Raw genomic sequence first — 12610 nt, 5'->3', positions numbered from 1 at the left:
AGACGGCCATGACCGGAATAGATGATCATGTCCCGGACGGCCGGCGCGATCCGGCCGGGGATCCGCCGCCCGGTTCCGGGAACCATCTGGCACAGCGAGCCGTCTTCGATATATCGTTGTCGTATCGCGAGGGATCAAAGAAAGATCTCAGAAGGAAGGTGCGGAACATGGGAGCGGCACACGCGCACGGCGGACCCGACTGGCGCTGGGCGTTCGCGGCGGCGGCGCTCGGAGCGAAGGCCGCGCACGCGGCGTCCCGGCACCACGGACCGGGGCACCACGGCCCCGGAGCCCGCGGCGAGTTCCCCGGCTTCGGCCCGATGTTCGGCGGCGGGCCCGGCCCCTGGGGGCCGCCGGGCGGCGGATTCGGGCCCGGCCGGCCGCCGTGGGCGCGCGGGCGCGGCCCCTGGGGACGGGGGCCGAAGGCGCGCAAGGGCAACGTCCGTGCGGCGATCCTCGTCCTGCTGGCCGAGGAGCCCCGCAACGGCTATCAGATCATCCAGGAGATCAACGAGCGCAGCGGCGGCGCCTGGAAGCCCAGCCCCGGCGCGGTCTACCCGGCGCTGCAGCAGCTCGCCGACGAGGGCCTCATCGCGGGCGAGGAGGGCGGCGGCCGCCGCACCTTCCACCTCACCGACGAGGGCCGCGCCCACGTCGAGGAGAACGCCGAGCGGCTCGCCGAGCCGTGGGCGGAGATGACGCCCGAGTTCGGCGAGGGCGTGCCCGACCTGTTCAAGCAGGCCGCGCAGACGGGGGCCGCGGTCATGCAGATCGTCCACTCCGGCAGCCCCGAGCAGGTCGCCCAGGCCAGGGACGTCCTGTCGGAGGCCCGCCGGAGCCTGTACCGGATCCTGGCCGACGACGCGCCCGCCGATGGTCCCGCCGGCGACGCGGGCCCGACGGCCGCCGACGACGACGAGGAGTAGACCAGTGACTCGCCCGGACGACATCCGCATCGGCGACGCCGAGCGGGACGCCGTGATGGTCGCCCTGCACGACCACTTCGCGGCGGGGCGGCTCGACCGCGGTGAACTCGACGAGCGGCTGGACGCCGTGCTGTCCGCCAAGACGCGCGGCGACCTGCGCGTCCTCGTCCGCGACCTGCCCGCGCCGAACGGCCTGCCCGAACCGGAGCGGCCCGCGGCGGCCTTCGGCGAGGTCCCCTGGGAGCTCGGCCCGGCGCTCGTGTTCGGCGGCCCGGGGCGCCCGACGCGCCGGCATCACCGCCCTCACGGGCACATGGCGCACCGGCGCGGCCCGCGCTTCCCCGCGTTCCCGCTGATGGTCGCCGTGTTCTTCGCGGTCGCGTTCACGGTGGGCGTGGGGACGGCGGCGCTGGCCGTGCTGCACGTCGCGCTGGTGATCTGGCTGGTCCGCGCGGCGATGCTGCTGGCGGGCGCCCGCCGCTCCCGCCGCCACCTCACCCCCGGCGCCTGACGCCCGCCACCTGACGCCCGCCGCCCGCCGGGCGTCAGGCGGCGGGTGAGCCTAGGCGGCGGAGCGGTCGGGGAGGCGGGCGCAGCGGGACGGGACGGCGTCGCGCAGCGCGGCGAGGGCGCGGACGATCAGCGGGTTCGCGCGGCTGCCGCGCCGCACGCAGGTCAGCACCTGCCGCATCGGCACCGCGTCGCCGGACAGCGGGACGCGCACGACCGGCTGGCCGGCGGGCCCGTCCGCGAGCCGCGGCACGAGCGAGACGCCGAGCCCGTTGCTGACCAGCGCCCAGATCACCGCCCAGGTGGTGGCATTGTGCGCGATCCGGGGCGTGAACCCCGCCGCCGCGCAGTAGGTCATGACCTGCTGGTGGTGGACGCAGCCCTGCACGCTGATCCACGCTTCGCCCGCGGCGTCCTCCAGCCGGACGCCGCGCCGGCCCGCGAGCGGGTGCCCGGCCGGGACGATCAGGTCGAGCGCCTCCGCCATCAGCGGCTCGCGGTCGAAGCGCGGGTCGCCGGGCGGCGGCGCGTCCGCGGTGGGCTCGATGACCGCGATGTCGGTCTCGCCGGCCGCGAGCAGGCCCACGGCCACGTCGGTGTCGCACTCGCGGATCTCGACCGCGAGGGCCGGATCGGCGCGCAGCAGCGCCCCGGCGGCGGGGGCGACCAGGCCGCCGACCGCCGTGGGGAACCCGCACATGCGCAGCGGCCCGGACGCGCCGGCGCGGTGCGACTCCAGGTCGGCGAGCGCCTCCTCCCAGCGGGCGAGCATCGCGTCGGCGTGCTCGATGAGCAGGTGCGCGGCCGGGGTGAGGCGGACGCGGCGGCCCTGCGGTTCCAGCAGCGGCACCTTCAGCTCGCGTGCGAGCTCCCGCAGGTGGTGGGAGACGGCGGACGGGGTGAGGTGCAGCGCGTCCGCCGCCGAGGTGACCGTCCCGTACTGGTGGACGAGCCGGAGCATGTGCAGCCGCCGCAGATCGATCATGCAATCATTTTGCACGGATGACTGCGGAAATGTGAAATAGACGGCAACGTTCCGGTCTGGGCAGACTGCCGTCATGACACAGCGAGGCAGGATCCTTTCCCGGCATCTCACCAGTGACGGCGTCGTCGTCTGGAGCCGCTGCGCCTGCGGGCGGCTGCGGATGGACCTCGTCCCGGCGGCGGGCGGGGCAGGGCTCGGGGCCGGGCCCTGCCCGCACCGCGACGGCGGTCACGCGTCGAGCGTCAGCTCGTAGTGCAGGGTCTTGTAGTGCTTCATCCGGTGGAAGAGCGGGACGGCGAAGCCCTGCTGGAAGCGGTGCTTGCGCGCCAGCATCCGGCGGATCGGCTTCGCCTCCTCCTCGCTCAGCAGCCGGACGCGGCCGCGCACCGCGGGGCCGGTGACCTTGCCGCTGTAGGTGCTCGGCGCGACCTCGACCTCGGGGTTGCGGGCCATCCGCTTGGCCTTGTACGCCTGGTCGTAGGTGCGGAAGTAGGCGTGGTCGCCGCGGACGACGACGTTCACCGGCGTCCCGACCGGCGTGCCGTCCTTGCGGTAGGTGGTCAGCAGGACGGTGCGCTGGCGCGCCAGGCCGTCGAGCGTCTCGCGGATGTTCGTGCTGTCCATCACGGGCCTCCCTTGTTCTCGCTCCTGCCCAGGAGACGGGAGGGAGACCCGCGAACGTGACATCAGGCCGGGCGGAGTTCCGCGGCCTCGGCGGCGAGCGCGCGGACGCGGTCCCAGTCCCCCGCGCGGACGGCGTCGGACGGGGTCAGCCAGGTGCCGCCGACGCAGCCGACGTTCGGCAGCGCGAGGTAGTCGGCGGCGTTGCCGGGCCGGATGCCGCCGGTCGGGCAGAACGTGATCTGCGGCAGCGGCCCGCCGAGCGCCTTCAGGTAGGGGACGCCGCCGGCCGGCTCGGCCGGGAAGAACTTCATCGCGGTGACGCCCTCCTCCAGCAGCGCCATCGCCTCCGACGCGCTGGAGACGCCCGGCAGGAACGGCAGGCCGGTGTCCGCCATCGCGGCCCGCAGCCGGGGCGTGCAGCCGGGGCTGACGAGGAACCGCGCGCCCGCCTTCAGCGACCGCTCCGCGTCCCGCGCGGTGACGACCGTGCCCGCGCCGACGACGGCGTCCGGGACCTCGGCGGCGATCCGCTCGATCGACTCGACGGCGGCGGGGGTGCGCAGCGTCACCTCGATCGCGGGGAGCCCGCCGTCGACCAGGGCACGGGCGAGCGGGACGGCGTGGTCGGCGTCGTCGAGGACGACGACCGGGACGACGGGCGCCAGTCCGAACAGCTCTTCGGTGTTCATGCGTGCTCCAGGGGTTCCAGGGCGGCGGGGGTCTGCGCCAGCCGGACGGCGGCGCCGACGAGGGCCGGGCCGGGGTGGACGATCAGCGAGGTCGGGATGGGGCGCAGGTAGTCCTCGACGGGCGGCTTCGCCTCGAAGCGGGCGCGGAAGTCGCTGCGGTGCAGCGCGCCCGCGATGCGCGGCAGGATGCCGCCGCCGAGGTGGACGCCGCCGCGGGCGCCGAGGGTCAGCGCGACGTTCCCGGCGAGCGAGCCGAGCAGCGCGCAGAACATCGCGACGGCCTCCGCGCAGAGCGGGTCGTCGTCGTGGGCGCAGATCCGCGCGGGGTCCAGCGGCTCGGCCTTCACACCGTCGAGTATCGCCAGGTAGCGGTGGATGCGGGCGAGGCCGGCGCCGGACAGCAGGGACTCGGCGCGGGCGGTGCCGTGCTCGGCGCGCAGCAGCCGCGCGACAGCCAGCTCCCGGTCGGTGGCGGCGGGGATATCGACCTGCCCGCCCTCGCTGGCCAGCGGCACCCATCCGGCGGGCGTCGGGACGAGCCCGGCGACGCCGAGCCCGGTCCCCGGGCCGAGCACCGCGAGCGGCGCGGCCCCGGCGGGGCGGTCGCCGGCGGGGCCGATCGGGACCAGGTCGTCCGGCCCGAGGCGGGGCAGCGCGAGGGCGAGCGCCTCGAAGTCGTTGAGGATCTCCAGGTGCGGGATCCCGAGGTGCTCGCGCACTCCGTCCGCGGTGCCCTTCGGCCAGCCCGCGTTGGTCAGGTGGTAGGTGCCGTCGGTGACGGGACCCGCCACCGCCAGGCACGCGGCCGTCGGCCGGACGTCCGGGGCGTGCCGTTCGAGGTAGGCGGCCGCGGCCTCGGCGAGCCCCGCGTGGTCGCGGGTGGGCAGCGACTCGACCCGGTCCGGGGTGCCGTCCGGGCCGTCGACGAGGGCGAAGCGGGCGTTCGTGCCGCCGACGTCGGCGACCAGCCACACCCCGCTCACGCGAACACCCCGGCGCCGAGTTCGGCCGCGCCGACCGAGCGGCGGAACACGTCGAACAGCTCGCGTCCGGTGCCGGTCCACTCCTCGGCGGACGGCGCCGCGCCGCCCGGGATGCGGGCGTCGAACTCCTCGTCGGGAACGAGCACCTCCAGCAGCCCCTTGTCGGCGTCCAGCCGGACGACGTCGCCGTCGCGGACGCGGGCGAGCGGGCCGCCCGCCGCCGCCTCCGGCGACACGTGGATCGCGGCGGGCACCGCCCCCGAGGCGCCCGACATGCGTCCGTCCGTGACCAGCGCGACCCGGAACCCGCGGTCCTGGAGCACCGACAGCGGCGGGGTGAGGCGGTGCAGCTCCGGCATCCCGTTGGCGCGCGGCCCCTGGTGCCGGACGACCGCGACGACGTCCCGGTCCAGCTCGCCGGCGGCGAACGCCTCCTGCAGCGCCTCCTGCGACTCGAACACCCGGGCGGGCGCCTCGACCGTGCGGTGCTCGGGCCGCACCGCCGACACCTTGATCACGGCGCGGCCGAGGTTGCCGGACACGGTGTGCAGGCCGCCGTGGGTGTCGAACGGCTCGTCCGCGGGGCGCAGGACGTCGGTGTCGCCGGACGCGGCGGGCGCCTCGTCCCACACGACCCGTCCGCCGTCGAGCCGCGGCGTCCTCCGGTACGCGGCGAGGGTGGCGCCGCCGACCGTCCGGGCGTCCTCGTGCAGCAGCCCCGCGTCGATCAGCTCGCCGATGAGGAACGCGGTGCCGCCGGCGGCGTGGAAGTGGTTCACGTCGGCGGTCCCGTTCGGGTAGAGCCGGGTGAGCAGCGGCGTCACCTTGGACAGCTCGTCGAAGTCGTCCCAGGTCAGCTCGATGCCCGCGGCGGCGGCCATCGCGACCAGGTGCAGCGTGTGGTTGGTGGACCCGCCGGTCGCGAGCAGCGCGACGATCGCGTTGGCGAACGCCCGCTCGTCCAGCAGCTCGCCGATCGGGGTGTACTCGTCCGCGAGGTCGGTCAGCTTGAGGATGCGCCGCCCGGCCGCCTCCGTCAGCCCGTCGCGCAGCGGGGTCCCCGGCGGGACGAAGCTGGCGCCCGGCAGGTGCAGGCCCATGACCTCCATGAGCAGCTGGTTGGAGTTGGCCGTCCCGTAGAAGGTGCAGGTGCCGGGCGAGTGGTAGGACGCGGCCTCCGCGGCGAGCAGCTCGTCCCGGCCGATCTCCCCCGCCGCGTACCGCTTGCGGACCTTGGCCTTCTGCGCGTTCGGCAGCCCGGACGCCATCGGCCCGGCCGGCACCAGGATCACCGGCAGGTGCCCGAACGCCAGCGCGCCGATCACCAGGCCCGGGACGATCTTGTCGCAGACGCCGAGCAGCAGCGCGCCGTCGAACATGTCGTGCGACAGCGCCACCGCCGTCGCCATCGCCACCACGTCCCGGCTGAACAGCGACAGCTCCATGCCGGCGCGGCCCTGCGTGATGCCGTCGCACATCGCCGGGACGCCGCCCGCGAACTGCGCGGTGCCGCCCGCCTGGCGGATCGCGGCCTTCAGGATGTCCGGGTAGTCCTTCAACGGCTGGTGCGCGGAGAGCATGTCGTTGTACGCCGACACGATCGCGATGTTCGGCGTGACGTTCCCGCGCAGCCACAGCTTGTCCTGGACGCCGCAGGCCGCGAACCCGTGCGCCAGGTTCGCGCACCCCATGCCGCCGCGCGCCGGGCCCTGCGTGCGGGCGGCGCCGATGCGGTCGAGGTAGGCGGTGCGCCGGGCGGCGCTCCGCTCGGCGATGCGCTGTGTGACGCGTTCCAAGACAGGGTGCAAGGCCATCGCGAGCTCCAGACCAGGGGGATCGGTAGATCGCCAAACTATCGAGACATAGGTCACGCATACAAGCCGACTTATGAACTTCAACTAACAAAAGTCCGTATGTTCGGCGAACTAGACGTACGGAAGAGGGCCGTGCTTGACTGACCGGATGCCGCGCCCCGTGACCCGCCCGTGCACGACCGGCGACGTGCTGCGCCTGATCCGCGAGGACGGCGTCGCCACCCGCGCCGATCTGGGCCGCGTCACCGGCCTCTCCCGCCCCGCCGTCGCGTCCCGCGTCGCCGACCTGATCGCGCGCGGCCTCGTCGTCGAGCGCGCCGACGGCCCGTCCACCGGCGGGCGCCCGCCGGCCCGCCTGGCGTTCAACGCCGCCGGGGGCGCCGTGCTCGTCGCCAACCTCGGCCAGTCCCGCGGCCAGCTCGCCGTCTGCGACCTCGCGGGCCGCGTCCTCGCCCGGACGGACGCGCCGCCCGCCGACGTCACCGCGGGCAAGACGCTGCCGCGCCTCCTCGACCAGTGGAGCGACCTCCTCGCCGGCTCCGGCATCGACCCGGCGTCGATCCGCGGCGTGGGCCTCGGCGTGCCCGACGCCGTCGAGCACGTCGCCGGACGCTGGAACCGCGTCGAGGTCAGCCCGCCCGTCCTGGAGCGGTTCGGCGTCCCCGCCCACCTCGACAACGAGGTCAACACCGCGGCGCTCGGCGAGCACCAAGCCCACCCGGGCGTCCAGGACCTGCTGTTCGTCAAGGTGTCCACCGGCATCGGCGCGGGCGTCATCGCGGGCGGCGTGATCCAGCGCGGCGCGCTCGGCGCGGCCGGGGAGATCGGCCACGTCCCCGTCCCGGCCGCCGGGGACGCGCCGTGCCGCTGCGGCAACACCGGCTGCGTCGAGGCCGTCGCCGGCGGCACCGCCCTGCTGGCCCGCTCGCCCGCCGCGGACCTGCCCGCCCTCGCCGCGATGGCCCGCGCCGGCGACCCCGCCACCGTCGCGCTGCTGCGCGAGGCGGGCCGCCGCATCGGCGAGGTCGTCGCCACCGCCGTGAACCTGCTCAACCCCGCCGTCGTCGTCCTCGGCGGCGACCTCGTCGGCGCCGACGAACCCCTCATCGCGGGCCTGCGCGAGGTCGTCTACCAGCGCTCCACCGTCCTCGCGACGCGCAGCCTGCGCATCGAGCCGAGCCGCCTCGGCGAGAGCGCCGGCCTCACCGGCTGCGCCGCCATGGTCCTCGCCAACGTCCTCTCCCCCGAGGCCATTGACGCCCTCTGACCCGGCTTACACTGCCTGCACGTCGGCCAGGGGAGCGCCATGGAACCGTCCCTCACCCCGCACCCGCCCGGCGACCTGACGTTCGACGACGACGGCAAGGGCCCGCAGGAATGCTGGGACCTCCTCGGCGAGCGGGTCCGCGGGAAGCTCGCCGGGACGTGCGGGACGACGATCTACCGGTGCGCCAAGGAGGAGGCCGAAGGCCGGGTGAGCGGGGCCGTGCTCGGCGAGAAGGCCTTCGCCTACACCGCGCCGGGGCACGTCTTCCACCGCCGCCTGCGCATCACCTGGATCCACGTGTTCGAGTTCGTGCCGGGTTCACTGCGCGCCACCGAGGTCGAGCACCGGCCGGACGCCGGTGCGCCGCCGCCACCGGCACCGCCCGGCACGGAACCCCCGCACCTGGACCTGGACGACGCAGCGCGGAGCGTCCTGGGCAACCTGCCGCCGCAGGTCCAGGACTTCCTGCAGCGCCCGTTCCTCCACGGCAGGTCCCCGTTGTTCACGTACTGGTACTACCTGGGCTCGGAACGGGAGCTGGCCGAGTTCCTGTTCTGCATGGCCGACGAGAACGACCTGACGGCCGCGACCGGGACGATGGTCGTCCCTCCCGGGCATGCCGGGCCCAGCGCCCACTGGTCCCTGACCTGCCGCTACGCCTCCGTGAAACGCAGGATCCTGCTGTGAGCCGTCCGGCCGTGAGCCGTCCGGCCGTCAGCGGTCCGCCGGGGCCAGGTCGTCGGCGACCCGGCCGTCCGCGACGGTGAGGCGGCGCGTGGTGCGGACGGCCTGGAGCATCCGGCGGTCGTGCGTCACCAGCAGCAACGTGCCCGTGTAGGAGTCCAGCGCGGACTCGAGCTGCTCGATCGCCGGAAGGTCCAGGTGGTTGGTCGGCTCGTCCAGCACCAGCAGGTTGACGCCCTTGCCCTGGAGCAGGGCCAGCGCGGCGCGGGTCCGCTCGCCGGGCGACAGGGTGCCCGCCGGGCGCAGCACGTGATCGGCGCGCAGCCCGAACTTCGCCAGCAGGGTCCGGACGGACTCGGGCTCCAGCCCGGACGCGGCGGCGAACGCGTCCAGCAGCGGCTCGTCCGCGAGGAACAGGCCGCGCGCCTGGTCGACCTCGCCGACGACCACGCCGGGGCCGAGCGCCGCGTCGCCCTCGTCCGGGACGATCCGGCCGAGCAGCGCGCCCAGCAGCGTGGACTTGCCCGCGCCGTTCGCGCCGGTGATCGCGACCCGGTCGGCCCAGCCGATCTCCAGGTCCACCGGCCCGAGCGTGAACGCGCCGCGCCGCACGACCGCGCCGCGCAGCGTCGCCACCACCGCCCCGGACCGGGGCGCGGCGGCGATCTCCATCCGCAGCTCCCACTCCTTGCGGGGCTCCTCGACGACGTCGAGGCGCTCGATGGCCCGCTCCGTCTGCCGCGCCTTCGCCGCCTGCTTCTCGCTCGCCTCCGACCGGAACTTGCGGCCGACCTTGTCGTTGTCGGTGGCCTTGCGGCGCGCGTTGCGGACGCCCTTGTCCATCCAGGCCCGCTGCATCCGGCCGCGCTCCTGCAGCGCGGACAGCTTCCCGGCGTACTCCTCGTACTCCGCCCGCGCGTGCCTGCGGGCGACCTCGCGTTCGGCCAGGTAGGCGTCGTATCCGCCGCCGTACAGGTTGATCTGGCGCTGGGCGAGGTCGAGCTCCAGGACGCTCGTGACCGTCCGGGCGAGGAACTCGCGGTCGTGGCTGACGACCACGGTCCCGGCCCGCAGGCCGGTGACGAAGCGCTCCAGCCGCTCCAGGCCGTCCAGGTCGAGGTCGTTGGTCGGCTCGTCCAGCAGGAACACGTCGTACCGGCTGAGCAGCAGCGACGCCAGCCCGGCCCGGGCCGCCTGCCCGCCCGACAGCGCCGTCATCGGCCGGTCCAGCCCGACGCCGAGCCCGAGGTCCGCCGCGACCTCCCCGGCCCGGTCCTCCAGGTCGGCGCCGCCGAGGGCGAGCCAGCGCTCCAGGGCCGCGGCGTAGGCGTCGTCGGCCCCCGCGCGTCCTTCCACGAGGCCCTCGGTCGCCGCGTCCAGGTCGGCCTGCGCGCGCGCCACGCCCGTCCGGCGGGCGAGGAACGCCGCGACGGTCTCGTCCGGCCGCCGCTCCGGCTCCTGCGGGAGGTATCCGACGGCCGCCGACGCCGGGCTGAGCTGGACGGCGCCCGCCTCGGGCGTACCGAGCCCGGCCAGCAGCCGCAGCAGCGTCGACTTCCCGGCCCCGTTGCCGCCGACCAGCCCGACGACGTCGCCGGGCGCGACGACGAGGTCGAGACCGTCGAACAGCGCCCGGTCCCCATGCCCGGCCGCGAGGTCCTTGACGACGAGAGTGGCGCTCATAGGCCCCCAACGCTATCCGCCCCGGGCCACCGGCCGGGTCCGGCGGCCCCCATCGTTGATCGCTAGGAGTCATCCGGCCGGGTCCGGACGTTGGGGTTTGCATGAACCCGCTTTACCTGCAGACCGGAACGGCGTGGCCCCCCGATTCCCCCGCTCCGGCGGAGATCCGGCCGTTCACCGAGAGTGACCGGACGGAGCTGCTCGCCCTGTTCGGCCGTGCCCGCGAGGGGTCCCCCTCCGCCTCCCTGTGGGGCCACGAGGAGTCCGAGGCGGCCATCTACCTCACCCCCTACATGGACCTGGAGCCGGAGTCGCTCTTCGTCGCCGAGTCCGGGGGACGGCTCGTGGGCTGCCTGACCGGGTGCCGCGACTCGTCCCGCCTCCCGAGCGAGGAGGCCCGCACGCTGGAGGCCATCCGGAGGCACCGCCTCATGCTGCGCCCCCGCCTCGCCGCCTTCTTCGCGCGCAGCACCGGGGACCTCCTCTGGGCCGCCGCCCGCGGCCGCCCCAGGGCCACGGCCTTCGAGGACCCCCGATGGCCCGCGCACCTGCACATCAACCTCGTCCCCGAGGCGCGCGGGACCGGAGCCGCCGAGAACCTCATGACCGCCTGGTTCGACCGGCTCAGGTCCACCGGCTCCCCCGGCTGCCACCTGCAGACCCTCTGCGAGAACACTCGCGCGCTCGCGTTCTTCCGCCGCATGGGCTTCACCGAGCACGGCCCGGCCCGCCTCGTCCCCGGCGCCCGCTACCGCGGCCAACGCCTCCACCAACGCACCATGACCTGGACCCCCTGACCCCCTGACCCCCTGAGCAACGCCGCCGTCGAGGGCTTCGCCTGCAAGTAGGAGCGGCACCCGCGCCCGATCGCGAATAGGCGGCGGGGAAATGCAACGGTTCGGGGTTCCCTGCGTCTCTTGGCGTGGACTCCAAACTGGATCTTCTGCCCGACGATCGCCCGGCCCCCGCCGCGCGCCCCGGCCCGCCCTCCGGAAACGCAGGCCGACGCGGGGAGGCACGGCGAGAGCGCTGGAGGGCCTGGCTCCTTCCGTCGGGGCCTGCCCTGCTGGCGCTGGCGATGGGACTCTGGGGCGCCGGACGGCTGCCGCTGTGGCGGGACGAGGCGATCACGTCCGAGATCGCACGCCGCTCGACGCCCGACATCCTGTGGTGCGCCCGGCACATCGACGCCGTCCACGCCGTCTACTACCTGTTCATGCACGGTGTCGTGCAGCTCTTCGGAGCAAGCGAGTTCGCGCTGCGGCTCCCCTCGATCGCGGCGTTCGCGGCCACCGCGGCGGGCGTCACCGTCCTCGGCCGCAGGATCGTGTCCGGATCGGCCGGGTTCGTCGCCGGCATCCTTTACGCGGGGGCGCCGTTCGCCAGCCATTACGCGCACGAGGCCCGGTCCTACTCCCTGGTCGCGGCGCTCACCGTGTGGCTGACCGTCCTGTTCGTGGACCTGGCGGAACGCGGCTCCCGGCGCCGGTACGCCGCCTACGGCGCGGGCATCGCCCTGCTGGGGCTGGTCCATCTGTTCGCGCTGCTGATCCTGCCCGCCCACCTGGCGACCCTGCTTCTGACGCGCCGCACCAGGACGATGCTGCGCCCGTGGTCCGCCGCCGTGGCGTCGGCGGTGGCCGCCGTGAGCCCGCTGATCGCGCTGGCCGTGACCCAGCGCAACGCCCTGGACTGGCTGACGCGCCCGGGCTGGCGCGACGCGCTCTACCTGGCCGAGGCGTTCACCGGCCCCCGGACCGTGATGGACCTGCTCGGCGCGGCCATGGCGGTGGGCCTGGTCACGGCGCGGCGCCGCGGGCCGATCGGCCCGCAGGCCCTGGCCGTGCCGTGGCTGCTCCTGCCCGCGACGCTCCTGCTGCTGGCGTCCCAGTTCCATCCCTTCTACACGGGCCGCTACGTGATCGGCAGCCTGCCCGCCGTGTCGCTCCTGGCCGCCGCGGGACTCGCCCGGCTGCCCTACCGGACGTGGATCGCGCCGATCGTCGCGATGGCCGTCCTGCTGGAACCCCTCCAGGTCGCGCAGCGCCGCCCCGAGAACTGGTGGGACGACCTCCGCGGGGCCGCGGCGATCGTCCGGCGGGAGGCCCGGCCGGGTGACGCGATCCTCTTCCTCACGGCGGACCGGCGGTCGATCGCCGAGGCGTACCCGGACGCGTTCCGCGGGACGCGCGACATCGCCCTGCGGCGGACACCCGCCCAGGCGGGCAACTTCGGCGGCACCGAGTTCTCCCCGTCCGAGATCGGCCGCCGGCTGAACGGCGCCGCGACCACCCGGGTCTGGCTGCTGGAGGGGCCCTGGCGCAGCCCGTCCCTGGCCCCGCGGGACCGCGCGAAGGTCGACGTCCTCCAGCGGCACTTCCGGCAGGCCGGCGTCTGGCGCGTCCGCGGCATCACGCTGTCGCTGTTCCAGCGGTGACGGCCCGT

At 75.1% G+C, this 12610-nt stretch carries 13 protein-coding genes; 7 read left to right on the top strand and 6 right to left on the bottom strand.

Annotation, left to right across the window (positions count from 1 at the left end; translation table 11 throughout):
* The first annotated feature begins 167 nt into the window (after positions 1-167).
* Together AB0C78_RS25145 and AB0C78_RS25140 are read left to right on the top strand one after the other, a co-directional pair.
* Positions 168-926 carry a PadR family transcriptional regulator gene (locus AB0C78_RS25145; protein WP_360751965.1) on the top strand — a complete coding sequence of 253 codons (759 nt, stop codon included), beginning with the start codon at positions 168-170 and terminating at the stop codon, positions 924-926.
* Positions 927-930: 4 nt separating this feature from the next.
* Positions 931-1437, top strand: a complete 507-nt coding sequence (locus AB0C78_RS25140) for a DUF1707 domain-containing protein (RefSeq protein ID WP_360751963.1) — start codon at positions 931-933, stop codon at positions 1435-1437.
* A gap of 51 nt (positions 1438-1488) precedes the next feature.
* Here the strand turns inward: AB0C78_RS25140 and AB0C78_RS25135 are convergent, their stop codons facing one another.
* A complete protein-coding gene (locus tag AB0C78_RS25135) occupies positions 1489-2421 on the bottom strand; it encodes a LysR family transcriptional regulator (RefSeq protein ID WP_360751960.1) in 933 nt (310 codons plus the stop codon).
* Positions 2422-2494: 73 nt separating this feature from the next.
* Between AB0C78_RS25135 and AB0C78_RS25130 the strand changes: the two genes are divergently transcribed.
* Positions 2495-2674 (top strand): hypothetical protein, encoded by a 180-nt coding sequence (locus AB0C78_RS25130; protein ID WP_360751958.1) that lies wholly within the window; start codon positions 2495-2497, stop codon positions 2672-2674.
* Here AB0C78_RS25130 and AB0C78_RS25125 read toward each other — a convergent pair.
* The 4 genes from AB0C78_RS25125 to edd form a co-directional block, all read right to left on the bottom strand.
* Entirely contained in the window at positions 2650-3045 is a 396-nt protein-coding gene (locus AB0C78_RS25125) for a PPOX class F420-dependent oxidoreductase (RefSeq protein WP_360751955.1), read from the bottom strand. The genes AB0C78_RS25130 and AB0C78_RS25125 overlap by 25 nt on opposite strands.
* Positions 3046-3107: 62 nt before the next feature.
* Positions 3108-3734 carry a bifunctional 4-hydroxy-2-oxoglutarate aldolase/2-dehydro-3-deoxy-phosphogluconate aldolase gene (gene eda, locus AB0C78_RS25120; protein WP_360751952.1) on the bottom strand — a complete coding sequence of 209 codons (627 nt, stop codon included), beginning with the start codon at positions 3732-3734 and terminating at the stop codon, positions 3108-3110.
* Positions 3731-4717 carry a glucokinase gene (gene glk / locus AB0C78_RS25115; RefSeq protein ID WP_360751949.1) on the bottom strand — a complete coding sequence of 329 codons (987 nt, stop codon included), beginning with the start codon at positions 4715-4717 and terminating at the stop codon, positions 3731-3733. Before glk ends, eda begins: the two co-directional genes overlap by 4 nt.
* Positions 4714-6531: a phosphogluconate dehydratase gene (gene edd / locus AB0C78_RS25110; RefSeq protein WP_360751946.1), complete on the bottom strand. Its 1818-nt coding sequence runs from the start codon at positions 6529-6531 to the stop codon at positions 4714-4716. The genes glk and edd overlap by 4 nt, the downstream gene beginning before the upstream one ends.
* 148 nt (positions 6532-6679) lie before the next feature.
* On the opposite strand from edd, the gene AB0C78_RS25105 reads away from it, so the two are divergent.
* On the top strand, positions 6680-7798 hold the full coding sequence (locus tag AB0C78_RS25105) for an ROK family transcriptional regulator (protein WP_360751944.1): 1119 nt from the start codon (positions 6680-6682) through the stop codon (positions 7796-7798).
* Between the two features lie 39 nt (positions 7799-7837).
* Positions 7838-8485 (top strand): hypothetical protein, encoded by a 648-nt coding sequence (locus AB0C78_RS25100; protein WP_360751941.1) that lies wholly within the window; start codon positions 7838-7840, stop codon positions 8483-8485.
* A gap of 27 nt (positions 8486-8512) precedes the next feature.
* On the opposite strand, the gene AB0C78_RS25095 is transcribed toward AB0C78_RS25100, so the two are convergent.
* The gene (locus tag AB0C78_RS25095; RefSeq protein WP_360751938.1) at positions 8513-10165 is read right to left on the bottom strand and encodes an ABC-F family ATP-binding cassette domain-containing protein; all 1653 of its coding nucleotides are present in this window, start codon (positions 10163-10165) and stop codon (positions 8513-8515) included.
* 101 nt (positions 10166-10266) lie between these two features.
* Between AB0C78_RS25095 and AB0C78_RS25090 the strand changes: the two genes are divergently transcribed.
* Together AB0C78_RS25090 and AB0C78_RS25085 are read left to right on the top strand one after the other, a co-directional pair.
* Positions 10267-10962 (top strand): GNAT family N-acetyltransferase, encoded by a 696-nt coding sequence (locus tag AB0C78_RS25090; RefSeq protein ID WP_360751936.1) that lies wholly within the window; start codon positions 10267-10269, stop codon positions 10960-10962.
* 281 nt (positions 10963-11243) lie between these two features.
* Positions 11244-12602, top strand: a complete 1359-nt coding sequence (locus AB0C78_RS25085) for a glycosyltransferase family 39 protein (RefSeq protein ID WP_360751933.1) — start codon at positions 11244-11246, stop codon at positions 12600-12602.
* Positions 12603-12610 lie beyond the last annotated feature (8 nt).

The organism is Actinomadura sp. NPDC048394, assembly GCF_040651755.1.
GTDB lineage: Bacteria > Actinomycetota > Actinomycetes > Streptosporangiales > Streptosporangiaceae > Spirillospora > Spirillospora montaniterrae.
This window is presented reverse-complemented; position numbering and strand designations above follow the sequence as displayed.